This window comes from Rhizobium sp. F40D2 (assembly GCF_051810745.2).
GTDB lineage: Bacteria > Pseudomonadota > Alphaproteobacteria > Rhizobiales > Rhizobiaceae > Rhizobium.
On record NZ_JBPWQX020000001.1, the window covers coordinates 105718 to 129811 of the forward strand.

A 24094-nucleotide genomic window follows, 5' to 3' on the forward strand; every position below is an offset into this window, starting at 1 on the left:
TTGGCCGCAGGCGCCGGTCCCCCGCTTTGTCGCCGGGGACCGCGTGTTATTCTCGATCCATAAAACACTGCCACGGACGGGGAACGGACGATATGGCAAGTTTGGAACTGCTTGGCTTCGGCTCGACGGGATGGGGCGCGCTGCTCATTCTCGCCACCTTGACGACGCTGGCCGTCACCGCGACGGCGCTGGCGATCGGCGCGGTGCTCGGCGCGATCGTCGCGGGGGCGAAGCTCTCCGGCAATCCCATTCTCGTGGCGCTCGGCAACGTCTATACGACGGTGTTTCGCGGCGTGCCGGAACTGCTGATCATCTATCTCATCTATTTCGGCGGCTCCTCGGCCGTCACCTCAATCGGCAAGGCAATGGGTTACGAGGGTTTTCTCGGCCTGCCCTCCTTTGCCGCCGGCGCGCTTGCCGTCGGCATCATTTCCGGCTCCTATCAGGCTGAGGTGTTCCGCGGCGCCTTCCTCGCCATCTCCAAGGGTGAGCTCGAAGCGGCCTCGGCAATCGGCATGAATCGCGCCATGCGCTTTCGCCGCATCATCATGCCGCAGGTGCTGCGGCTGGCCATTCCCGGCCTCGGCAATGTCTGGCAGCTCAGCCTCAAGGATTCGGCGCTGATCTCGGTCACCGGCCTTGCCGAACTGATGCGCACCAGCCAGGTGGCGGCGGGTTCGACCCGGCAATATTTCCTGTTCTTCATCGCAGGCGGCTGCCTCTATCTGATCTTGACCAGCCTTTCCGACCGCATCTTCAACGGTGCGGAGCGCCGCGCCAACCGCAGCATGCCGGCATCCGCCATGGGCCAGGCGTAAGGAGGCGACGATGGATTTCACCTTTCTTGCGTCAACCATGGTCACCCTGCTCAAGGCCGTGCCGACGACGCTGATCCTGTTTTCGCTGTCGATCTTCTTCGGCGGCCTGCTGGCGCTGGTCATCGTCTCGATGCGGGTGAGCGGCAACCGCGTGCTGTCCGGTTTCGCCAAGGGCTACATCTTCGTCTTCCGCGGCTCGCCGCTGTTGATCCAGATGTTCCTGGTGTTCTACGGCCTCGGCCAGTTCGGCGTCATCCGCTATTCCTTCCTCTGGCCCTTCCTGCGCGAGCCGATGGTCTGTGCCGTGCTGTCGCTGGCGCTCTGCACCGCCGGCTACACGGCGGAGATTTTCCGCGGCGGCATTCGCGCGGTTTCGCCGAAAGAGATCGAGGCGGCGCGCTCGATCGGCATGTCCGGCTTCCTGCTGGTGCGCCGCATCCTGGCGCCGATCGCCTTCCGCCATGCGCTGCCGGCCTATTCCACCGAGATCGTGCTGATGATGAAATCGACGGCGCTCGCAAGCCTCGTCACCGTCTGGGAGGTGACTGGTGTCGCCCAGCGGCTGATCGCGCAGACCTACCGCACGATGGAAGTCTTCCTCTGTGCGGCGATCATCTATCTCGTTTTGAACTTCATCATCCTGCAGGGCATGGCCCTGCTCGAATATTCGCTATCCCGACACCGCCGCGCGGCCCCGCAGCCGCTGAAGGCGTAAGCGGTTTTTGAAGATTGGAGCAATCATGCCAGGCGTTACCCGACTTTCGGTCCGCAATATCCGCAAGAGCTTCGGCACACACGAGGTCCTGCGCGGCATTTCCCTCGATGCCGAGGACGGCGATGTGATTTCGCTGCTTGGCGCCTCCGGTTCCGGCAAATCCACCTTTCTGCGCTGCATCAACATGCTCGAAACCGCAAGCGACGGCGAGATCTGGGTCGATGGCGAGCACATCGAGATGGTGCACAAGAACGGGCGCAGCAAACCGGCGAGCCAGAAGCAGGTGGACCATATCCGCTCCGAACTTGGCATGGTGTTCCAGTCCTTCAATCTCTGGTCCCATATGACGATCCTGCAGAACGTCATCGAGGGCCCGATCCATGTGCTGAAGCGCCCGCGCGCCGACTGCATCGCCGAGGCTGAAGCGCTGCTCGAAAAGGTTGGTATAGCCGATAAACGCCATGCCTATCCCGCCCATCTCTCCGGCGGCCAGCAGCAGCGCGCCGCAATCGCCCGCGCTTTGGCGATGAAGCCGAAGGTGATGCTGTTCGACGAGCCGACCTCGGCACTCGATCCGGAACTCGTCGGCGAGGTGTTGCGCGTCATGCGCGCGCTTGCCGAAGAAGGCATGACCATGCTCGTCGTCACCCATGAGATGAGCTTTGCCCGCAACGTCTCCAATCGCGTCGTCTTCATGCGCGAAGGGCTGGTCGAAAGCAGCGGCAAGCCCGACGACATGTTCGCCGGCGGCGCCACACCCGCCTTCCGCCAGTTCATCGGCCATTTCGGAAGCGGTCAATGACGATCACTATCGAGACCGTACTGACCTGGCGCGATGTCGCGCGCGTCGGGGCAGGGGAGGCGCTGTCGCTGTCGCCGGCCGCCTGGGCGCGGGTCGAGCAGGCAAGCCGCATCGTTGCGCGCATCGTCGAAACCGGCGTTCGCGCCTATGGCATCAACACAGGCGTCGGGGCGCTGGCCGATACGGTCGTCGATCGGGCCTCGCAGAGCCTGTTGTCACGCAGCATCGTGCTCAGCCACGCCTGCGGCGTCGGGCCGCTGCTCGTGGCGCGAGGTGCGCGCCATCATCGCCGCCCAGATCGCCAATTTTGCCCACGGCCATTCCGGCGTGCGGCGCGAGATCGTCGAGCATCTTACGGCCCTGCTGGAGCATGACTGCATTCCCGACGTGCCGTCGAAGGGCTCGGCTGGTTATCTCACCCACAATGCCCATACCGCGCTGGTTCTGATCGGCGAAGGCAGCGCGACACTGGCCGGCCGGCGCTTGAGCGGCCGCGAGGCGCTTGCCGCGATCGGCCTCGAACCGTTGGTGCTCGGCGCCAAGGAGGGCTTGAGCCTCGTCAACGGCACCGCCTGCGCCACCGGCCTGACAGCTGTCGCGCTGTTGCGCGCCGAACGGCTGCTCGACTGGGCCGATGCCATCGCGGCGCTGACGCTGGAGGCGGCAGGCTGCCAGATCGCCGCCTTCGACGAGGCGGTGCTGGCGCTGCGCCCGTCTGCGGGAATCGAAAAGGTCGGAGCCACCTTGCGCGCTAGGCTTCGGGGCAGCGGGCTTGTCGCTGCAGCCTTCGGCCGGCGCACCCAGGATGCGCTGAGCCTTCGCTCGGTGCCGCATGCCCATGGCGCCGCCCGCGATGTCTTCGACAATTCCGCCCGCATCGCCGATCAGGAACTTGCCTCGGTCACGGACAATCCGGCTGTGTCAGGCACGCCGGAACAGCCGATCGTTTCCTCCGAGGCCCATGCCGTCGCCCCGGCACTCGGGCAGGCAGCCGACAGTCTTGCGATTGCGTTGGCGCAGATCGGCGCGATCAGCGAAAGGCGCATGGATCGCCTCGTCAATCCGCTGGTAAGCGGCCTGCCGCCCTTTCTGGCGAGTGACCCCGGCAGCCATTCCGGCTTCATGATCGCCCAATATACCGCGGCAGCCCTCAGCAACGAGAACCGCCGGCTCGCCGCACCCGCAGCCATGGATGGCGGCCTGACCTCCGGTCTGCAGGAGGATTTCCTTGCGCATCCGACAGCCGCCGCCGGCAAGCTGCTCGCCGTCATCGACAATGCGGAATATATCCTGGCGATCGAGCTAATGGCGGGGGCCCAGGCGCATGATTTCCTGGTGGCGACCGCGCCGCGGGCGCCAGGTACGGATCTCGTCTATCAGGCGGTGCGGGAGCGTATTTCCCATTATGGCGACGAGCGGCCGCTCAACGGCGATATCGAGGCCGTGCGCAGCCTGATCCGCGAGACGGTGCCGCCGGCAATCGTCTGAACCAGAAAGTCGTGTGAACCAGAAAATTCTCAGAACGGCTTGCTGGTGGCCGAATCCTGCTTGGGTTTTTCGCCGGCCTCGAGCCGTTTGAGGCAGTCACGATACGTCGGGTAGAGCTGATCCACCCGCGACAACGGCAGCGTCCAGTCGCCTTCGTCACCGGCAAAGGTCAGCTGTACGTCAGGGGTTCCGGCAAAGGCGTTCTTGATAATCTTCTTCAGGCCGCCGCTTCCTTTGCTGGCCGGCGGCCAGAGACGAAGCGTGGTCTTGTCGAAGAATTCGGCGGCGACGACTTTCGTCATCGAACGATCGGTCAGCGTCACCTCGGTGGTGGTGCCGGCCGGAATGTCCCAGCTGTCCTTGGTGACCAGCCAGAAGGTTTCGGTGGCGCTCTGGCGGAATTCCATGGTCTTGCCGAGCTCGCTGTTCCAGAGCAGCCGGCAATAGGCAGGGCGCTCGCTTGAGAAACCGACCGACCATTGCCTTGCGCCGCCCATCCATTCGGTCTCGCCGAGGGCAGCGACCGGCTGCAGGGCGGCCGCCATCAGAACCATCGCTGTCAGAATTTTCATCGCCGAAACCATCTCCAGGACAATCGGCTCCAGCCATAACAAAAGAAGGTTGAGCTTTTGCTACCGGCTGGCTCCGAATGCCACAAGGGCTTGAATTTGCGGCTCACCTTGCCGATCTGGCGTAGATCGACATGAAATGAAGGAGCGTGACGGCTGGCATGAGCGAGGTTCAACGACGCGGATTTTTGGCGAGGCTCACCACCTATGAGCCGCTGACGCTGATCATGCTGGCATCGGTCGCCGGCGGGCTGTTCTTGCTGCAGCGACTGACGAGCGAGGTTCTCGAAGGCGAGACCTTCCGTTTCGACGAGGCGATCCTGCTGGCGCTGCGACGGCCGGGTGAGCTTGGCGTGCCGATCGGGCCTGGCTGGCTGACGCATGCCGTCGGCGATATCACCAGTCTCGGCGGCATCACTGTCCTCTCGCTGATGACGATCCTCATCACCGTCTATCTCTTGCTCGACCGGCGCTGGCCGATTGCGCTGTTCATTTTCTCATCGGTGCTGACCGGCTGGCTAGCGAGCACCATCTTGAAGATCCTCGTCGCGCGGCCGCGCCCAGACATCGTCCCGCATCTGGTCGAGGTCAGCGATCTCAGCTTTCCCTCCGGCCACGCGATGGTCTCGGCCGTGACCTATCTGACGCTCGGGGCACTGCTGGCGCGGACGCAGCGTTATCGGTCGACGCAGAATCTTCGTCATGTTCGCCGGTGTCTTCCTGGCCGTCATCATCGGCCTCAGCCGGATCTATCTCGGCGTCCATTACCCAACGGATGTCTTCGCCGGATGGTGCGCCGGGGCGGTCTGGGCGCTCGGCTGCTGGCTGATCTCGAAACGGTTCATTCCGAGCCGCGCCCCTGACGCTGCCGCCGAAAACGGCGACGGCTAGTAGCGCTTCCACATTCTACGCAGCTGGCTGGCGAGCTCGGCGCCGCCTGCCAACGGATAATGGGTATCTCGGCCGGGCCGATCTCGTTAGGCCATGACGGCATTGAAGGTTATGTTGCCGGCTTCTCCGGCCTTGGCATGAGGCCTTACGAGAATTTCAACGTCTTGGTTGAAAGCTGTCAGGAAGCTCATGAGGCGCTCAACGGAGTACTCCCGGAAATGGCCCCGGAAGAGGCGGGACACTTCCGGCTGAGTAATACCCATGAGGGTTCCGGCCTTCGCCTGGTTGAGTTTGCGCTCGTTGACGAGGCGGCGCAGGGCTGCCGCAATCTGCGCTTTCAGGAAGTGGTTTTCGGCGTCCGGTAGCCCCAGCTCCTCAAAGATGTTGGGGTTGCCGGCATGAACCTCGACATGTTCGGTTTTCATCGCTTGCGCTCCTCATTTTGTTTCGCTGCATAATCGGCTTCCGCATCACGGAAACGGCGTTTAATCAGCTCGATATCGCTCTGGGGTGTTTTGATGCCGCGCTTGGATTTGCTTTTTGAAGCAATGCAGCACGTAGACGGCCGTATCAAAACGGGTGGTGTAAACGGCGCGGTAGGTATCGCTGTCGTGGTCTTCGACCAGCTCCACGATACCATTGCCGAGCCCCTTGAGCATCTTTGCCGATGGAGGGTGTTGCCCCGTCTGTGCGAGAAACAGCTCAAAGCCAAAAGCTTCCTGCACTTTGGGAGGAAAATCCGCATAGTCTTTGCGGCCGACGCTATCAAAGGAGCGCTCCGGTAGGAGCGGGGTAAGCTTTCCATCTAAACACATTATGAGTAAAGACTCATAATTTGTCAAGCTGGTATTTCATGGCAGGACATTCAGTGTGGGAGCTATCGCTTAAGCACTTACGGCGCCGGGCATCTTTTAAACGCGCGGCGCCGTAACGCTTTCAATCCCGCATCGTGTTTTCCGAAAATCGATTCCGATTTCGGGCCGATGCGTTACGTGCGGGGCTTCAGGTTTTCCGGGTCGTAGATCGGCTTGTAGCCGACGCCGACCACTTCCACCGGATAAGTCTCGGCAAAGTACTCGACATTCAGCTTGCGCCCGACCTGGCAATGCGACCAGGGCAGATAGGCCAGAGCAATGTTCTTTCCGACCGTCGGGCCATAGGCGATCGAGGTCGTGTAGGAGCGGCGGCCGAGCTCGTCGACCAGGACTTCTCCGGTGGCGGGGTCGACGACCGGCAGGTTGCCGAGGGGATAGCGCTTCACGCCCGATTTGTCGGTATTCTCGGTCATCACAAGCGTGCAGAGCATGGCTGGCTGGTGCTCACGCGCCTTGTATTCCAGATGTTTCGCCTTGCCGCGGAAATCGGCTTCCTTGACCTTTGGACGGGCGAGATCGGCTTCGATCAGGTTGTACTGGGTGAGCAGGTCGGCGTTCTGCAGGCGCAGGCTCTTTTCCATGCGGCGCGAGTTTGCATAGGTCTCGACGCCGAAGGCCATCACGCCGGTCGCGCGCAGCGCATCCCAGACGGCCAGGCCGTCTTCATACTTCATGTGCAGTTCCCAGCCCTGCTCGCCGACATAGGAGATGCGGAAAGCGGTGACCGGCTTGCCGGCGATTTCGATCGGCTTGATCGCCGCAAAGGCGAAGTTTTCCTGGTCGAGCCCGGCCGGATCGGCGACAGCCTTCTTCAGCGTGTCGCGTGCGTTCGGACCCCAGATGCCGATCGTCACGAATTTTTCAGAGACGTCGGTGATGGTGACGTCGAGGCCGCGGTCCTGGGCAACGCGCTTCATATAGTGCAGGTCGCGCGGACCGGCATCGGCGCCGTTGACGAGACGGCAGCGGTCGGCCATGCGGAAAACGGTGAAGTCGGCGCGGACCATGCCTTCGTCGTCGAGGAAGTGGGTGTAAACGCCCTTGCCGATGTTGGCATCGCCGCCGATCTTGGCGGCGCACAGCCATTCCATCAACTCGACATGGTCAGGTCCCTCGATATCGACCATGTGGAAGTGGCTGAGATTGACGATGCCGCAATCCTCGCTCATCGCCAGATGCTCGGCATTCGACACGCGCCAGAAATGGCGGCTGTCCCATTCGTTCTCGCGCACCGGGACGCGGTCGGCGTATTTTTCCAGAAGGTGCTCGTTGGCGGCGTAGCCGTGCGCTCGCTCCCAGCCGCCGAGTTCCATGAAGTAACCGCCCAGCTCCTTTTCGCGCTCGTAGAAGGGCGAGCGCTTGGCGTTGCGGCCGGATACATAGGGTTCCCGGGTGTGAACAGCCGGGAAATAGATCTTCTGGGCGGCTTCGTAGCAGCGGCCCTCGATGAACTCTTCCGTCAACTGATGCGGATAGAAGCGGGCATAATCGATGCTGTTGTGATCGATTTCAGTGCGGCCATCGGTCATCCAGTCGGCGATCAGCTTGCCGTAGCCCGGGCCGTCCTTGACCCAGATGGCAACGCAATACCAGAGCCCTCTGACCTTCTGGCTTTCGCCGCAAGATGCACCGCCGCCGGCGGAGACCTGCAGCAGGCCGTTGAAGGAGTGACCCTCGTTATAGCCGAGTTCGCCGAGGATCGGCGTCAGTTCCATGGCGCGCTCGAGCGGCTCGATGATCTGCTCCATCTCGAGGTCACGCTGCGACGGCGAAAGGCGGGCTTCGTGTTTTTCGAGAAGATCGCGCGGATGGCACATGCGCGGATTGTTGGCTTCGTAATAGCCCCACTCGATCTGGCCGCCCTCGGTCGTCGCCGGGTCGCCGGTATCGCGCATATAGGCGGAGTTGCCCTGGTCGCGCAGCAGCGGGAAGCCGATTTCCTTGCCGGTGCCTTCGAACTCATTATAGGGACCGAAGAAGGTGAGCGGGTGATCGACGGGCATGACCGGCAGGTCTTCGCCGACCATCTCGGCGATCAAGCGCCCCCAAAGGCCGGCGCAGACAATGACGTGGTCGGCCATGATCGTGCCGCGATGGGTGACGACGCCCCTGATGCGGCCGCCTTCGACGATCAGCGACTTGGCCGGCGTGTTGCCGAACACCTGCAGCTTGCCGGCCTTTTCGGCGGCATCGACCAGCTTGCCGGCAACGGTCTGCGAGCGCGGAATGACGAGGCCGGCATCCGGATCGTAAAGGCCGCCCATCACCTGATCTTCCTCGATCAGCGGGAACTTCTCCTTGATCTCGGACGGGCTGACATAATGGGCGCGCGTGCCGAAGGCGCGGGCCGAGGAGAGCTTGCGCTTGATCTCTTCCATCCAGGCATCGTCGCCGGTGCGCGCCACTTCGAGGCCGCCGATGCGGGCGTAGTGGCCCATCTTCTCGTAGAAATCGATCGAATATTGCGTCGTCCAGACCGAAAGATAGTCGTGGCTCGTGGTGTAACAGAAGTCCGAGGCATGGGCTGTCGAGCCGATATCGGTCGGGATGCCCGACTTGTCGATGCCGACAATATCGTCCCATCCGCGCTCGACGAGATGATGCGCGATGGAGGCGCCGACGATACCGCCGAGGCCGATGATGACGACCTTTGCCTTTTCCGGAAATGCTGCCACGTGCTGTTCCTTCTACTGATCGGACGAACTAAAATTTGCCAGCCGCCCTCGACTTGCGACGCGGGCATTATGCATCAGGCTGATGATCGTCATTGGTCCTACGCCGCCGAGGACCGGCGTGATTGCGCCAGCGGGGCACGCGAGGCGCTCCCGGGATCACGGCGCTGAAATTGCCTTCAGTCGGTCGATATCCACGAGCGCGATCTCGTCGGAAACAGGCTCGCGATTGTGCAGGCGGAACCATTCCACCGCTTCGCGCACGCGGTCTCCATGCGGGCCCGGATAGGCGCCAAGTCCGAGAACCCATTCGCGCACGGTCTCGCGCTCCATCCGCCCGGCCCGGTATCGATCGCAGACGGTTTTCGCCGAGGCGACGAGATCATTGATGCTTTTCACTTATCTTCCTCAATGGACCGACGGTTCTTCATCGTCGAGAAACGATCGCAGGCCGTCGCGCGCCACCACGGCCAGGAATTCGTCGAAGGCTTCCCGGTCGGTGGCAAAGGGTTCGTCCCAGCGGATCAGATCCTCGGCTTGCGTCACCACTTCCATCGTCCAGTCTTCATCGCTGCCGGATGTGCGGAAGATGTCGACGAGCACGGTGACCCCGTCATCGGTGAATTCTCCGGCCAGTTCCGAGTGTTCGAGCTTCTGCTTCTTCGTCATCATTCAGCCACCCGCACCAGGCGGTGCGTCGTTTTCGAGATATTCTTCATATTGAACCGTTTCGGTCTCGTTGGTGTCGATCGAATTTGCACGTTTGGCAAGACGGACGCCGGCCCCTCCGCCGTTTTCCGGGATAAAAATGACGCCGCCCGCTTCCAGGGCCTGCTTCATATCCTGAAGAGTCCGGTCATAGGGCGAGCGTTTGCCGGCCTCGAAATTGGCGATCGTCGCCTTGGCGACGTTTGCGGCCGAGGAAAGATCGTCCTGCGACCAGGCCAGGAGAGCGCGCGCGGCGCGGCATTGGGCGGAAGATAGAGACATAATGATAACCCTACATCAAAAGTGTGATTCTGCCTCAGGGAGATTCGACTCAAGCGGCGATGAAAGCGCTCGCAAGGCCCTTAAGATCGGCCCCGTCTCGCTTTCCTGCATAAGTTGAGGCCTCCAGACGACACTGGTGGCCGTTGAAATCCGCTGGAATCTTTCGACCTTTAATACTGCCGCTCCTGCGCTGAAAGGGAAGGTTGATTGACGGAATATTATTAAAGTCTAATTTTTAAATTCCTGAAACACGCGCGTGGGAGGAAACAATGCGTGAGCCGGATATGCAGAAACTCGATGCACTCGTCGGCCGGCTGGTCGGCGATGTCGGCGCCGCCGTGTCGGGCGCCTTGGTCGTGCTCGGCGACAAGGTGGGAATTTTCAAGGCGATGGCCGATGGCACGCCGATGAACGTCCAGCAGCTTTCGCAAAAAACCGGGGTGAAGGAGCGTTACCTCCGGGAATGGCTGAGCGCCCAGGCGGCGGCCGATTATATTACCTATGACGAAAAAACCGATCGTTTCAGCCTGTCGCCGGAGCAGGCGATGGTGTTTGCCGAGGAAAACAGCCCGGCCTTTTTCGTCGGCGCCTTCGAGGTGGTGCAATCGATGTGGATGGATGAGCCGAAGGTCGCCGACGCCTTCCGCACCGGCAAGGGACTTGGCTGGCACGAGCACAGCACCTGCCTGTTCCGGGGAACCGAGCGCTTCTTCCGTCCGGGCTATAACAGCCATCTCGTCGCCGAATGGATACCCGCCCTTTCCGGGGTCGAGGAAAAGCTCAAGGCCGGCGCCAGCGTCGCCGATGTCGGCTGCGGCCATGGGGCTTCGACCATCCTGATGGCGCAGGCCTATCCGGCGTCGCGCTTTACCGGTTTCGATTATCACGGCCCGTCGATCGAAAAAGCCAAAGCCGCCGCGGCGGATGCCGGCGTCGCCGACCGGGTGACGTTCGAGCAGAGCCGGGCGGCGGAATTTCCAGGCCGCGGCTATGACATGGTCGCGATGTTCGACTGCCTTCACGACATGGGCGATCCGGTCGGCGCCGGCCAGCACGTCAAGGAAACGCTTGGTCCGAACGGCACCTGGCTGATCGTCGAGCCCTTTGCCCATGACCATCTCAAGGACAATCTCAACCCCGTCGGCCGCGTCTATTACGGCGCCTCGACGATGATCTGCACGCCGGCATCGCTGTCGCAGGAGGTGGGGCTCGGGCTCGGCGCCCAGGCGGGAGAGATGAAGCTTCGCAAGGTGGCGCTCGACGCCGGCTTCACGCATTTCCGCCGCGCCACCGAAACGCCGTTCAACATGGTGTTCGAGGTGAGGGCCTGAGACAGCAGACGGCAGACGGCGGCTATCGCAGTTTTCCGATGCTGGCATACATGCCGGTGGTGCGGAATTCCGTCGGGTTGGTGCCGTAGACCCGGCGGAAGACCTTGGAGAAATAGTTCGGATCCTCGAAACCGCACATGATGGCGACTTCCTTGACCGGCAGGAAGTCCGCCTTGGTCAGCAGCTTGACCGCGCGCTGCAGCCGCTGCTGCAGCACGAATTCGGCCGGCGGCATGCCCTCGCTCTCGGCAAAGCTGCGCGAGAAATGCGCACGGCTAAGGCCGACGATGCTCGCAAGTTCGCTGACCGGCAGCGGCTTTTCCAGATTGGCGTTGATATGATCGATCACCGGCTGCATGACGCTGAGTTCCGCGGCAAAGGCCGGCGAGCCGAAGACGTCGTCATAGAGCGCCATCGCCGCTTCATAGGCAATCGCCGAGGCGGCCCCCGGCGAGGTCGCGCCGGTGACGAGGCGCAGGCTGCAATCGGCGAGATGATCGATGGTCGAGGGCTGCAGTTTCAGCACCGGGCCGGCGGTGGACAGTACCAGCTGGTGGATGCGCAGCGTCTCCTCGCCATTCATCGAAATCCAGAAATATTCCCAGCGGTCGCCCTTTTCTAGCCAGTAGCGGTGATTGTGCGGTACGAGCACCAGCAGCGTGTCGCCGCCCTGAAGCCGATAATTGCGGTTTTGATAGCGCAGCCGGCCGGTGCCGCTGATCGTGTGCTGCAGCACGGTGAAGGGCGTCTGGCCTCGCCTGCGTCCGTCCCAGTCATAGGGCTCGTTCTCGCGCACTTCATAGCCGGAACTCGTCGGCATGGCGTGCAATCGCTGGCGGCCGCGGGGCAGCGAAACCGTCCTCATCGACTGTCCGTTGGCAATCAAATTCTGCAGCACAAAATTACCCCTGAAAGCATAATCCTTCTCTGGTCGGCTTGCCGATTTCGGGCATAATCCCGCTCGACAAACAGGGAAGAGACCACGGCCGAAAGAGCGGCCGGGAGGAAAACAGGCAGTTTTTCGGCTTTTTCAGCCGCATGCGCCAGCATGCGACCTGATCCTCCGTGGCCGTCTTTTCTGTAGCATCCGATTGGGTCGAGGTGAAGATCATGAGTTTCAAAATCGCTATCATCGGTGCGGGCAGCGTTGGTTTCACCAAGAAGCTGTTTACCGACATTTTGTGCGTTCCGGAGTTTCGCGACGTCGAATTCGCGCTGACCGATCTCAGCGAACATAATCTCGAGATGATCAAGGCAATCCTCGACCGGATCGTCGAGGCGAACGGATTGCCGACCAAGGTGACGGCGACGACCGACCGGCGCCAGGCGCTGACCGGCGCGCGCTACATCATCAGCTGTGTGCGGGTCGGCGGCCTCGAAGCCTATGCCGACGATATCAGGATCCCGCTGAAATACGGCATCGACCAATGCGTCGGCGATACGATCTGCGCCGGCGGCATCCTCTATGGCCAGCGCAACATTCCGGTGATCCTCGACTTCTGCAGGGATATCCGGGAGGTCGCCGAGCCCGGCGCGAAATTCCTGAACTATGCCAATCCGATGGCGATGAACACCTGGGCGGCGATTGAATACGGCAAGGTCGATACCGTCGGCCTCTGCCACGGCGTCCAGCACGGCGCCGAACAGATCGCCGAGGTGCTCGGCGCCAAGTCGCTTGGTGAACTCGACTATGTCTGCTCCGGCATCAACCACCAGACCTGGTTCATCGACCTGCGCCTCAACGGCCGCAGGATCGGCAAGGACGAGCTCATCGCCGCCTTCGAGGCGCATCCGGTCTATTCGCAGCAGGAGAAGCTGCGCATCGACGTGCTGAAGCGGTTCGGCGTCTATTCCACCGAGAGCAACGGCCATCTGTCGGAATACCTGCCCTGGTACCGCAAGCGGCCGGAGGAAATCACCCGCTGGATCGACATGTCCGACTGGATCCACGGCGAGACCGGCGGTTATCTCCGCCATTCCACCGAGACCCGCAACTGGTTCGAGACCGAATTCCCGCAATTCCTGGAATCCGCCTCAAAGCCGATTGACCCCGCCAAGCGCTCGAACGAACATGCGAGCCACATCCTCGAAGCGCTGGAGACGAACCGGGTCTATCGCGGCCATTTCAACGTCAAGAATAACGGCGTCATCACCAACCTGCCGTCCGATGCGATCATCGAATCGCCCGGTTTCGTCGACCGCTTCGGCATCAACATGGTCTCCGGCGTCACCCTGCCGGAAGCCTGTGCCGCCACCTGCATCGCCTCGATCAACGTCCAGCGCATGTCGGTGCATGCCGCGATATCCGGCGACATCGACCTGTTGAAGCTTGCCGTGCTGCACGACCCGCTGGTCGGCGCCGTGGCGACGCCGGAGGAGGTCTGGCAGATGGTCGACGAGATGGTCGTTGCCCAGGCGCGCTGGCTGCCGCAATATGCCGATGCCGTGCCGGCCGCCAAGGAGCGGCTGTCGAAATCCAAGGTGCAGACCCGCGACTGGGCGGGTGCCGCACGCCGCAACGTTCGCTCGATCGAAGAGCTGCGCGCGGAAAAGGCGGCGCTGAAACAGGCCGTCTGATTTTCGTGAAGGAGGGGTCGTCATGGGTTTCCGGGAGGGAAATCCATGGACCGCCGGCCCGCTTTCATGTCGTTCGAGGAAAAGGAGCCGCGTGCCCCGCGCTCCGGAACAAGAGGGAGAAACGATGATGAAATTCCGCAAACTTGGCATTCTGGCCGGACTGGCGCTCGGCGTCTCGGTCCTGGCGCTGAATGCATATGCCTCCGAGGCCACCGTTCCGCCGGCGCCGGCGGACTTCCCGGCCGAAGGCAAGATCAAATATGTGGCGCGCGACTCCATCCTGGAGTTCAAGGCGCTGCCCGAATATCACGAGCCCGACTGGGTCACGAAGAATTTCGTCGCCACCGGCAAGCTGCCGCCGGTGAAAGACCGCCTGCCGAAAGAGCCGATGGTCTTCAAGACCGGCAACATGCCCGACGGCATCGGGGTCTACGGCGATACGATGCGCCACGTCATCGGCGGCCGGCCGGAAGGCTGGAACTACGGCGCCGGCCAGACGCAGGGCTGGGGCGGCATCGATATCGGCCTTTCCGAATGCCTGACGCGCACCGCGCCGCTGTTCCAGGTTGAGGCCAAGGACACCGAGCCGTTGCCGAACCTTGCCAAGAGCTGGGATTGGTCCGAGGACGGCCACAAGCTGACCATGCACCTGGTCGAAGGCGCCAAATGGTCTGATGGTGCGCCGTTCAATGCCGACGACATCATGTTCTACTGGGATGACGAGGTCATCGATCCGAACGTCTCGCCGCTCGGCGGCGGCGCTTCGCCGGAGGCTTTCGGTGTCGGCACGACGCTGAAGAAGATCGACGATTACACCGTCGAATGGACCTTCAAGGATGCCTTCCCGAAGCAATATCTCTACACGATGGCCTACCCGAACTTCTGCCCGGGTCCGTCGCATATCCTCAAGCCGCAGCATCCGAAATATTCGAAGAACACCTACGACCAGTTCAAGAACGCCTTCCCGCCGGAGTTCATGAACATGCCGGTGATGGGCGCCTGGGTGCCGGTGGAATATCGCTCCGACGACATCATCGTCATGCGCCGCAACCCCTATTACTGGAAGGTCGACGAGAAGGGCAATCAGCTGCCCTATCTGAACGAGCTGCACTACAAGCTCTCGACCTGGGCCGACCGCGACGTTCAGGCCGTGGCCGGATCCGCCGACATCTCCAACCTCGAGCAGCCGGAAAACTTCGTCGCCTCGCTGAAGCGCGCCGCCGAGAAAACCGCGCCCGCCCGTCTGGCTTTCGGCCCGCGCCTCATCGGCTATAACCTGCGCATGAACTTCTCCGCCAACGGCTGGGGCAACCCGGACGAACGCGGCCAGGCGATCCGCGAGCTGAACCGCAATGAGGACTTCCGCAAGGCCGTCACCATGGCGCTCGACCGCAAGGCGATCGGCGACTCGCTGGTCAAGGGGCCGTTCACCGCGATCTATCCGGGCGGGCTTTCCTCCGGCACCAGCTTCTACGACCGCAACTCCACCGTCTACTATCCCTTCGATCTGAAAGGCGCCAAGGCCGAACTGGCCAAGGCCGGCCTAAAGGATACGGACGGCAACGGCATCGTCAACTTCCCGGCCGGCACGGCCGGCGGCAAGGATGTCGAAATCGTCATGCTGATCAACAATCAGTACACGACCGACAAGAGCCTTGCCGAAGGTGTCGTCGCCCAGATGGAGAAGCTCGGCCTGAAGATCGTCATCAATGCGCTCGACGGCCCGAAGCGTGACGACGCCCATTATGCCGGCCGCTTCGACTGGCTGATCCAGCGCAACACGACGGAACTGTCGTCGGTGGTGCAGAATACCGAGCAGCTTGCGCCGATCGGTCCCCGCACCAGCTGGCACCATCGCGCCGGCAAGGACGATCAGCTCGATCTGATGCCGTTCGAAAAGGAACTGAACGATATTGTCGCCAAGTTCACGACGAGCCCGGACAATGATGCCCGCGTCGCCCTGATGAAACAGTACCAGAAGATCTCGACGGAACACGTCAACACCGTGGGTCTGACGGAATATCCTGGCGCCCTGATCATCAACAAGCGGTTCTCCAACGTGCCGCAGGGCACCCCGATCTTCATGTTCAACTGGGCTGAAGATTCGGTGATCCGCGAACGCCTGTGGGTGGCCGCCGACAAGCAGGGCAAATATGAGCTGTTCCCCGAACAGCTGCCCGGCAAGCCCGGCGACAAGGGTCCGGTCAACAACTAGCTCCCTCCCAGCTGAAGCGAGATTCAGGCCGCGCGTGGCGCGCGGCCTGATATGACCAACAAGCCAGCCGCGCTGACAAGGAGCGACTGGCGGCAAGGAAAAGCGGACCGTCCGATGTTACGATTCCTGCTCGTGCGCATAGCCTCCGCGATCCCCGTTCTCTTCATCCTGAGCGTGGTGACTTTCGCCATCATCCAGGCCCCGCCTGGCGACTATGCCGATTATATAAGATCCCAGCTGATCAATCAGGGCGGCGCTTCCTACGCCCAGGCCGAAGCCCAGGCCCAGGCCTACCGGGTGGAACACGGCCTCGACAAGCCGATGGTCGTCCAGTACGTCAACTGGATCGGCGGCATCGTCACCCGCGGCGATTTCGGCTACAGCATGTTCTACAACAAGCCGGTCGCCGACGTCGTTGCCGAGCGGCTGCCGCGGACCCTGCTTCTGGCGCTCGTCTGCCACATCTTCGCTTCCGTGCTCGGCGTCGGTTTCGGCATCTGGGCGGCGACCCGGCAATATAGCTGGATCGACAGCACGCTTTCGGCGGTTTCCTTCCTCGGCATGACGGTGCCGCGCTTCCTGATGGCGCTGATCATCGTCTATCTGCTGGTCTTCCAGTTCAACGTGACCGAAATCGGCAGCTTCTTCTCGCCGCAATATGGCGGGGCGCCCTGGTCCTGGGCGAAGTTCGTTGATTTGGTCCACCATGTCTGGCCGGTCGTGGCGATCGCCACCTTCGGCGGGCTCGCCTACAATATGCGGGTGATGCGCGGCAATCTGCTCGATACACTGAATGCCCAATATGTCGAGACGGCGAAGGCCAAGGGGCTTTCCGGCGGCGCGGTGGTGATGCGCCACGCGGTGCCGAACGCGCTTCATCCATTGGTGATGTATCAGGGCGTCGTGCTGCCTTACATGCTGACCGGCGAGATCGAAACCGCGATCATCTTCGCGCTGCCGACCGTCGGTCCGGCCATCGTCGGCTCGATGGCGATCGGTGACGTCTATGTCACCGCCACCTTCATGATGGTGCTGTCGGCGACGCTGATCGTCGGCAATATCATCGCCGACATGCTGCTGGCGCTGCTCGACCCGCGTGTCCGCCAATTTGAAGGAGCCTGAGATGCTGGCTTTCGACTCCTCGCCGCCACCGCCGACGACCACCGAAACCTCGGTCAGCAAACCATCGCGCGGGCATGAGAGCTATATCGCCCTCGTCTGGCGCCGGCTGCGGCGCTCCTGGACCGGCATGGCCGGTCTCATCCTCGTCGGCCTGCTGCTCTTCATGGCGATCTTTGCCGATTTCGTCGCGCCGATGGACCCGAAGGCGACCGATGTCGGTTTCGCGCCGCCGCAGATGATGAGCTTCCACGACAAGGACGGCAATTTCGTCTTCCAGCCGCGCGTCTACGGCCTGGCCGATTCCGATGCGCTCGACCCGGTTACCTTCCAGCCGATCGTCGGCGTCGATTACGACAATCCGCGGCTGCTCGGCTTCTTCGTCAAGGGATCGGAATACCGGCTTTTCGGCCTGATCCCGGCTGAGCGTCACTTCTTCGGCTCGACCGACGGCCAGCCGGTGCATTTCCTCGGCACCGACAAGTTCGGCCGCGACGTGCTGTCGCGCGCCATCATCGGCTCGCGCATCTCGCTGATGATCGCGCTGACCGTCGTCTTCATCGTCACCGTCATCGGCACCACGGTCGGCATGGTGTCGGGTTACTTTGGCGGCACCTTCGATGTCTGGCTGCAGCGTTTCGTCGAGCTGGTGCTGGCCTTCCCGCAGCTGCCGCTCTATCTGGCGCTGACTTCGCTGATCCCGGTGACGGCGCCGACCAACGTCTTCCTCGCCTTCGTCATCATCGTCATGTCGGCGCTCGGCTGGGCGCAGATGTCGCGCGAGGTGCGCGGCAAGACCCTGGCGCTTGCCCGTATCGATTATGTCCGGGCGGCAATGGCGGTCGGCGCCACCGACAAGCGCATCATCCTGCAGCATATCTTCCCGAACGTGATGAGCCACGTCATCGTCGCGGTGACGCTCGCCATACCGAGCGTGGTGCTGCTCGAATCCTTCCTCGGTTTCTTAGGGTTCGCGGTCAAGCCGCCGCTGATCTCCTGGGGGCTGATGCTGCAGGATACGGCGACCTATTCGGTGATCGGCTCCTATCCCTGGATTCTCTCCTCCCGTCGGCTTCGTGCTCGTCACCGTCTTCGCCTTCAATGCGCTGGGCGATGGATTGCGCGACGCAGTCGATCCTTATTGAGGTGATTGATATGGCTCTCGCACTGGTCAATTCCTTCGCCCCGCCCGTCCGCCACGATCATGACGGCCGCCAGGACACGCCGATCATCGACGCCCGCAACGTGGCGGTGAATTTCAAGGTCGAGGACGGCATGGTCGAAGCCGTCAAGGACGTCTCCTTCCAGCTTTATCGCGGCGAAACCATCGCCATCGTCGGCGAATCCGGCTCCGGCAAATCGGTGACGGCGCGAACGGTGATGGGGTTGCTGTCAAAGCGCGCCGTGGTTTCCGAAAAATCGACGGTCGCCTATGACGGCAGCAATATCCTCAAATTTTCCGAGCGGGCCCGCCGCAAGCTGCGCGGCGACCGCATCTCGATGATCTTCCAGGAGCCGATGAGCTCGCTGAACCCGATCTATACGATCGGCAGCCAGATCGTCGAGGCGATCCGCGTCCACCGCCGGATCAGCAAGCGGGATGCGCAGAAACGCGCGCTGGAGCTGCTCGAACATGTGCAAATCCCGGATCCGGCGGCGCGGCTCATGCAATATCCGCATCAGCTTTCCGGCGGCCAGCGCCAGCGCGTGATGATCGCCATGGCACTCGCCAACGATCCCGATGTGTTGATCGCCGACGAGCCGACGACGGCGCTCGATGTCACCGTGCAGGCGCAGATCCTCAACCTGATCCGCAACCTGCAGAAGGAAATGGGGATGGCCGTCATCCTCATCACCCACGACCTCACCGTCGTGCGGCAGTTCTCCGATTACGTCTATGTGATGCAGCTTGGCGAAGTGCGCGAGCACAACACCACCGAAGCGCTGTTTGCCAATCCGCAGCACGCCTATACCAAGCATCTGCTTGCCTCCGAGCCGCGCGGCGAGGCCAATCCGCTGCCGGAGGGATCCGATGTCATCCTCGAGGCCAAGGGCGTGCGGGTTGCCTTCATGCTGCGCCATGGCACCTTCTTGAAGCCCGCGATGCGCGAGCTTGTCGCCGTCGACAGCCTTGATCTGACGCTGCGCCGTCACGAGACGCTCGGCCTCGTCGGCGAATCCGGCTCCGGCAAGACCACCTTCGGCCAGGCGATCCTGCGGCTGAACACGCCCGACAGCGGCGAGATCCATTTCGACCATCAGCCGATCCACGGGCTTTCCAGGGCCGAGATGCGGCCCTTGCGGGCCCGCATGCAGGTGGTGTTCCAGGATCCGTTCTCTTCGCTCAACCCGCGCATGACGATCGGCCAGATCATCGAGGAAGGCCTCGTCGTCAACAAGCTGGGCGCCACCCGGGCCGAGCGGCAGGACCGGGTGCGCGAGGCGCTGATCTCAGCCGGCATGCCCGGCAATATTCTGTCGCGTTTCCCGCATGAATTTTCCGGCGGCCAGCGCCAGCGCATCGCCATTGCCCGCGCCATCGCGCTGGAGCCGGAATTCATCCTGCTCGACGAGCCGACATCCGCCCTCGACCTTTCCGTCCAGGCGCAGATCATCGAACTGCTGCGCAAGCTGCAGGACGAGCGAGGTCTGAGCTACCTCTTCATTTCCCACGATCTCAAGGTCGTGCGCGCCCTCTGCCACCGCGTCATCGTCATGCAGCATGGCAAGATCGTCGAAGAAGGCCCTGTCAACGAAGTTCTATCCCATCCCAAGACCGCCTACACCGAACGGCTCGTCAAAGCCGCTTTCGAGGTAGCATGATTGCCGAATGCCGGAGGTTATAATGGCAGCAAATCCCAAGATCACATTCATCGGAGCTGGCTCCACCGTTTTCATGAAGAACATCATCGGCGACGTTCTGCAGCGTCCCGCGCTTTCGGGCGCGACGATCGCGCTGATGGATCTCAACCCGCAGCGGCTTGAGGAAAGCGCTATCGTCGTCAACAAGCTGATCTCGACGCTTGGCGTCAAGGCCAAGGCCGAGACCTATTCCGACCAGCGCAAAGCGCTTGCCGGCGCCGATTTCGTCGTCGTCGCCTTCCAGATCGGCGGCTATGAGCCCTGCACCGTCACCGATTTCGAAGTGCCGAAGAAATACGGCCTGCGCCAGACGATCGCCGATACGCTGGGCGTCGGCGGCATCATGCGCGGGCTGCGCACCGTGCCGCATCTCTGGAAGGTCTGCGAGGATATGCTCGCCGTCTGCCCCGAGGCGATCATGCTGCAATACGTCAACCCGATGGCGATCAACACCTGGGCGATCTCGGAGAAATACCCCACCATCCGCCAGGTCGGCCTCTGCCACTCGGTGCAGGGCACGGCGATGGAGCTGGCCCATGACCTCGACATTCCCTACGAGGAAATCCGCTACCGCGCGGCCGGCATCAACCACATGGCCTTCTATCTCAAATTCGAGCATCGCCAGGCCGACGGCTCCTACCGCAACCTCTATCCCGATCTTGTCCGCGGCTACCGCGAGGGCAGGGCGCCGAAGCCCGGCTGGAACCCGCGCTGCCCCAACAAGGTGCGTTACGAGATGCTGACGCGGCTCGGCTATTTCGTCACCGAAAGCTCGGAGCATTTCGCCGAATACACGCCCTATTTCATCAAGGAGGGCCGCGACGACCTGATCGAGAAATTCGGCATTCCGCTCGATGAATATCCGAAGCGCTGCATCGAGCAGATCGAGCGCTGGAAGGGCCAGGCGGAAGCCTATCGCAGCGCCGACAAGATCGAGGTGACACCCTCGAAGGAATATGCTTCCTCGATCATCAACTCGGTCTGGACCGGCGAACCCTCGGTGATCTACGGCAATGTCCGCAACAATGGCTGCATCACCTCGCTGCCAGAAAATTGCGCCGCCGAAGTGCCCTGCCTGGTCGATGCCTCCGGCATCCAGCCGACCTTCATCGGCGACCTGCCGCCGCAGCTGACCGCCCTGATCCGCACCAATATCAACGTCCAGGAACTGACGGTGCAGGCGCTGATGACCGAAAATCGCGAGCACATCTACCACGCCGCGATGATGGACCCGCACACGGCAGCCGAACTCGACCTCGACCAGATCTGGTCGCTGGTCGACGACCTGCTGGCCACCCACGGCAACTGGCTGCCCGAATGGGCACGCACATCTGGCAAAGTTAAGGCCGCCTGATCCCCTCTCCCGGATCGGCGTCAAAGAGCCCCGCGGTGTGGCAACGACCGCGGGGCTTTTGTTTTGAGATGCAAGTCGGGATCAATTATCGGGAAACGCTAAGGCCCCGTCGAAGGCGAAGGTTGCGGCTTTTCCTGCCGAGAGCAAATGCTCTCTTGTCGCTCCGGTTACGGCCGTCATGTCCAACGGGTCAGAAGGGGCACACACCACATTGTCGTGGAAGGCCAGCGTGTCATTAGGATACTTCTTGGCGAGGTTCTCCGCCGCGCCAGGGACGCGGCAGGGACGGTGAACACAGCGATATCGTTATTTCTTATTGTCGCCGACGAATGACAGCCGAGGGCCGCCGTGCCCACACGCTTACCTTCACCCCGCATGTCGTGACCCTGGCCTTGCGATGTCAACCAGTTCTCGCGGCAGCAGGATCGCGTCCCGGCAGGTGGTGTAGGTGGCGGGAGGTAGCAAAGCCGAACGCCCGCGCGCTTCTCGTTGCGCTGTAGCGGGTGATATCAAGCATGACGGCGTAGTACTCGATGGAGATGTCGTTGGCCGGAGCGACCGGTGCGATTGTCGTGCCATTCACGAGCTCTTTCACCTGGATTAGAACGCCGTTCAGAAACAGCGCATGGCCGGGCGACAGGTAGAGATCGGAATGTGGTGTGCGACCGTCCAACGCGCAGCGGGAGACCCGGATTGGCACGACGTCTGGCAGGACACATGCCCGTAAGCCGACAACGCCAGCTGGCAAGCTTTGAAGCGATTGACAGAATAATTCAATGTTGCGGCGTGAAGACGTCGCCGTCGCTACTGTCTGGCCTCGATGCTTCCAGAGTTCGCCAACCGGGCGCGCCCCGTAGTGTCTGTGGCACGTTCGAATAGAAACGCCGGCGCAAAAACATGCGCTGCGTACGGCGAGAAGAATTACCTTCGACTTGCTCAGCGTGCCGGCTTTCGCGACTGGAGACCCGAGCTGCGCAGTCGAGCTTCGGGCATCTGCAAGGGTCAGGAACCAGTGCTGGTTCAGGCACTCTGCCCGGAAGCGGACGCATGCGATCACCACTCGCGTTGGCAGGCGAGCCGCCTTCAACTGTTTCAACAGTCCTATTCCATCGAGGCCCGGCATCTCTCTATCAATAATCGCGACATCTGGACGATGCCGGCTCATGGCTTCATACGCGACGGCCCGTCGGCACATGTCGACACAACTTCCACGTCGGGCATTTCACGGAGCAGGTCCGCAAGCCCTCGCAACACAAGCGGATGATCGTCCGCGATAAACTACAGTCACTTTTGCTTTGCAGGCGTCATTTGACGGCCAATTCTAGGATGACTTCCAATCCGTCAGCCAACGATGAAAAGCTTCATGGCGGCACCGAGTTCCTTAGGACAGGCCCCGGCGACCCTATCTGCTCCGGATGAGCCTGTGAATCCGCGTTAATCAGGTCATTGCGTGCTTCTTTACAATCATGGTTGGCAGCGCTACCATCGGCTGCGTGACGCCCTCGGGAGGAGCCCATCCGGCGTCATTTGGATAGCGTATCGACATGCATTGCCGGACCGGCAACCGACTGCAGAACAAACTGCAACGGACAGTCGATGATTCCGACACCCATTCGATGCCGATCCGAACATGGCAACAAATGGGAGGATCTGATGTACAAGACATTGGTCGGCGGCCTTCTCGCCGCGGCTGCATTTGCGCTTTCCCACTCCACGGCTCTTGCCCAACCGGAAATTGTCAGCGGGCCTGCGGCCGAGGCTGACTGCTTCGTGCCGTGGACGGCGGATACCAAGTTTTTCAAATTTCCGAAAAAAGACGGGCCTTATCGCATCGCGCTCGCCAATGGGTATATCGCCAACACCTGGCGCATTCAGATGATCCAGACGGCGAAAGCCTATGCCGCTCAGTCGGATGTCGCCGCCAAACTCAAGGAGTTCAAGGTCGTTTCCACCGGTGAGGATGTGCCGGCGCAGATTTCGGCGATCAACAACTTCATCGATTCCGGTTACGACGCCATCGTCGTCAATGCCCAGAATCCGACGGCATTCGGACCGGTCATCAAGCGCGCCAAGCAGGCCGGCGTCGTCCTGGTCGCCTTCGACAATATTCTGGACACGCAAGACGCAATCAACGTCAACGTCGACCAGAAGGGCCTTGGCGTGCTGTGGGCGAACTGGCTAGCAAAGCACCTGCCTGATGGCGGCAAAGTTCTCGAGGTGCGCGGGGTTGCCGGAACGTCAGTCGATACCGACCGCCACAACGGCATACACGAAACCCTGGATGCCACCGGCAAGAAGTGGGATGTCGTCGAAGTGCTCGGCAAGTGGGACGACCCGACGGCACAGAAGGCCACCGCCGACGCGATAGCCGTGCACAAGAAGTTCGACGGCATCACCGCGCAGGGCGGCGATACCGGCGTCGTGCAGGCAATGATCGATGCCAAACATCCATTCGTGCCTTTCGGTGGCGAAACGGAAAACGGCTTCCGCAAGTTCTGCGCCAAATATGCTGGCGAAGGCCTGAAATGCTCCTCGGCCGGCACCGGGCCTGCCCAGGTGGCGGTTGCCATCAAGACGGCGATCGCAGCACTTGAAGGACAGGTCGTGCCGCAGTCCATCAAGCTGCCGCTGGCAATCGTCGAAGACCCGAACTTCAAGGAGGGCCAGGACTTCTATCCGGATCAGTCGGACAATTTCTTCGTCGGCAACGCTTTTCCGACCTGCGGCATCAATTTCACCGCACAGGAGATCATGGGGCAGTCGAAGGAAAACCAATAGGCCGGGGGCGAACCGGATCGCTTGAGCGGCGTGCCGCG

Annotated in this window: 20 protein-coding genes and 3 pseudogenes; 13 read left to right on the forward strand and 10 right to left on the reverse strand. The window is 61.9% G+C overall.

The features are described from left to right. Positions 1 to 92 precede the first annotated feature (92 nt). The 4 genes and pseudogenes from ACS4RS_RS22810 (at position 93) to ACS4RS_RS22825 (ending at position 3823) form a co-directional block, all read left to right on the forward strand. Positions 93 to 818, forward strand: a complete 726-nt coding sequence (locus tag ACS4RS_RS22810; RefSeq protein WP_439013550.1) for an ABC transporter permease subunit — start codon at positions 93 to 95, stop codon at positions 816 to 818. Between the two features lie 10 nt (positions 819 to 828). Beyond that, positions 829 to 1533, forward strand: a complete 705-nt coding sequence (locus tag ACS4RS_RS22815; RefSeq protein ID WP_439013551.1) for an ABC transporter permease subunit — start codon at positions 829 to 831, stop codon at positions 1531 to 1533. A 25-nt stretch (positions 1534 to 1558) separates the two neighbouring features. Beyond that, a complete protein-coding gene (locus ACS4RS_RS22820) occupies positions 1559 to 2335 on the forward strand; it encodes an ATP-binding cassette domain-containing protein (protein ID WP_439013552.1) in 777 nt (258 codons plus the stop codon). After that, positions 2332 to 3823: pseudogene (locus ACS4RS_RS22825) on the forward strand (HAL/PAL/TAL family ammonia-lyase). Before ACS4RS_RS22820 ends, ACS4RS_RS22825 begins: the two are co-directional and overlap by 4 nt. Before the next feature lie 29 nt (positions 3824 to 3852). Here the strand turns inward: ACS4RS_RS22825 and ACS4RS_RS22830 are convergent. Beyond that, positions 3853 to 4395, reverse strand: coding sequence for a hypothetical protein (locus tag ACS4RS_RS22830; protein ID WP_439013554.1), 543 nt, complete (start codon positions 4393 to 4395; stop codon positions 3853 to 3855). Between the two features lie 158 nt (positions 4396 to 4553). On the opposite strand from ACS4RS_RS22830, the pseudogene ACS4RS_RS22835 reads away from it, so the two are divergent. Beyond that, a pseudogene (locus ACS4RS_RS22835) lies at positions 4554 to 5283 on the forward strand (phosphatase PAP2 family protein). 86 nt (positions 5284 to 5369) lie between these two features. Here ACS4RS_RS22835 and ACS4RS_RS22840 read toward each other — a convergent pair. The 7 genes from ACS4RS_RS22840 to ACS4RS_RS22870 form a co-directional block, all read right to left on the reverse strand. Continuing rightward, on the reverse strand, positions 5370 to 5708 hold the full coding sequence (locus ACS4RS_RS22840; RefSeq protein WP_439013555.1) for an XRE family transcriptional regulator: 339 nt from the start codon (positions 5706 to 5708) through the stop codon (positions 5370 to 5372). A gap of 60 nt (positions 5709 to 5768) precedes the next feature. After that, complete coding sequence (locus ACS4RS_RS22845) at positions 5769 to 6125, reverse strand: type II toxin-antitoxin system RelE/ParE family toxin (RefSeq protein ID WP_439013556.1); 357 nt, start codon at positions 6123 to 6125, stop codon at positions 5769 to 5771. A gap of 146 nt (positions 6126 to 6271) precedes the next feature. Beyond that, positions 6272 to 8833, reverse strand: a complete 2562-nt coding sequence (locus tag ACS4RS_RS22850; protein ID WP_439013557.1) for a GcvT family protein — start codon at positions 8831 to 8833, stop codon at positions 6272 to 6274. Between the two features lie 12 nt (positions 8834 to 8845). Continuing rightward, positions 8846 to 8956 (reverse strand): hypothetical protein, encoded by a 111-nt coding sequence (locus ACS4RS_RS22855; protein ID WP_449314040.1) that lies wholly within the window; start codon positions 8954 to 8956, stop codon positions 8846 to 8848. Positions 8957 to 8989: 33 nt separating this feature from the next. Next, on the reverse strand, positions 8990 to 9229 hold the full coding sequence (locus ACS4RS_RS22860; protein WP_439013558.1) for a hypothetical protein: 240 nt from the start codon (positions 9227 to 9229) through the stop codon (positions 8990 to 8992). A 9-nt stretch (positions 9230 to 9238) separates the two neighbouring features. Then, positions 9239 to 9499: a hypothetical protein gene (locus tag ACS4RS_RS22865; RefSeq protein ID WP_439013689.1), complete on the reverse strand. Its 261-nt coding sequence runs from the start codon at positions 9497 to 9499 to the stop codon at positions 9239 to 9241. Positions 9500 to 9502: 3 nt separating this feature from the next. Then, positions 9503 to 9820, reverse strand: coding sequence for a helix-turn-helix domain-containing protein (locus tag ACS4RS_RS22870; RefSeq protein ID WP_439013559.1), 318 nt, complete (start codon positions 9818 to 9820; stop codon positions 9503 to 9505). A 269-nt stretch (positions 9821 to 10089) separates the two neighbouring features. On the opposite strand from ACS4RS_RS22870, the gene ACS4RS_RS22875 reads away from it, so the two are divergent. Then, positions 10090 to 11151, forward strand: coding sequence for a methyltransferase domain-containing protein (locus tag ACS4RS_RS22875; RefSeq protein WP_439013560.1), 1062 nt, complete (start codon positions 10090 to 10092; stop codon positions 11149 to 11151). A 22-nt stretch (positions 11152 to 11173) separates the two neighbouring features. Here the strand turns inward: ACS4RS_RS22875 and ACS4RS_RS22880 are convergent, their stop codons facing one another. After that, complete coding sequence (locus tag ACS4RS_RS22880; RefSeq protein WP_439013690.1) at positions 11174 to 12016, reverse strand: AraC family ligand binding domain-containing protein; 843 nt, start codon at positions 12014 to 12016, stop codon at positions 11174 to 11176. A 245-nt stretch (positions 12017 to 12261) separates the two neighbouring features. Here ACS4RS_RS22880 and ACS4RS_RS22885 point away from each other — a divergent pair, with 245 nt between their 5' ends. The 6 genes and pseudogenes from ACS4RS_RS22885 to ACS4RS_RS22910 all read left to right on the forward strand — a co-directional run bounded on the left by ACS4RS_RS22885 (position 12262) and on the right by ACS4RS_RS22910 (position 21278). Then, entirely contained in the window at positions 12262 to 13728 is a 1467-nt protein-coding gene (locus tag ACS4RS_RS22885; protein ID WP_439013561.1) for an alpha-glucosidase/alpha-galactosidase, read from the forward strand. A 124-nt stretch (positions 13729 to 13852) separates the two neighbouring features. Continuing rightward, positions 13853 to 15943 carry an ABC transporter substrate-binding protein gene (locus tag ACS4RS_RS22890; RefSeq protein WP_439013562.1) on the forward strand — a complete coding sequence of 697 codons (2091 nt, stop codon included), beginning with the start codon at positions 13853 to 13855 and terminating at the stop codon, positions 15941 to 15943. 114 nt (positions 15944 to 16057) lie between these two features. Continuing rightward, positions 16058 to 17065: an ABC transporter permease subunit gene (locus ACS4RS_RS22895; protein ID WP_439013563.1), complete on the forward strand. Its 1008-nt coding sequence runs from the start codon at positions 16058 to 16060 to the stop codon at positions 17063 to 17065. A gap of 1 nt (position 17066) precedes the next feature. Beyond that, positions 17067 to 18207: pseudogene (locus ACS4RS_RS22900) on the forward strand (ABC transporter permease). 10 nt (positions 18208 to 18217) lie between these two features. Further along, positions 18218 to 19885 (forward strand): dipeptide ABC transporter ATP-binding protein, encoded by a 1668-nt coding sequence (locus ACS4RS_RS22905; RefSeq protein ID WP_439013565.1) that lies wholly within the window; start codon positions 18218 to 18220, stop codon positions 19883 to 19885. Between the two features lie 22 nt (positions 19886 to 19907). Beyond that, complete coding sequence (locus ACS4RS_RS22910) at positions 19908 to 21278, forward strand: alpha-glucosidase/alpha-galactosidase (RefSeq protein ID WP_439013566.1); 1371 nt, start codon at positions 19908 to 19910, stop codon at positions 21276 to 21278. A gap of 400 nt (positions 21279 to 21678) precedes the next feature. Here the strand turns inward: ACS4RS_RS22910 and ACS4RS_RS22915 are convergent, their stop codons facing one another. Beyond that, positions 21679 to 22374: a Hint domain-containing protein gene (locus ACS4RS_RS22915; RefSeq protein ID WP_449314029.1), complete on the reverse strand. Its 696-nt coding sequence runs from the start codon at positions 22372 to 22374 to the stop codon at positions 21679 to 21681. A 557-nt stretch (positions 22375 to 22931) separates the two neighbouring features. Here ACS4RS_RS22915 and ACS4RS_RS22920 point away from each other — a divergent pair. After that, on the forward strand, positions 22932 to 24056 hold the full coding sequence (locus ACS4RS_RS22920) for a sugar ABC transporter substrate-binding protein (protein ID WP_439013568.1): 1125 nt from the start codon (positions 22932 to 22934) through the stop codon (positions 24054 to 24056). Positions 24057 to 24094 lie beyond the last annotated feature (38 nt).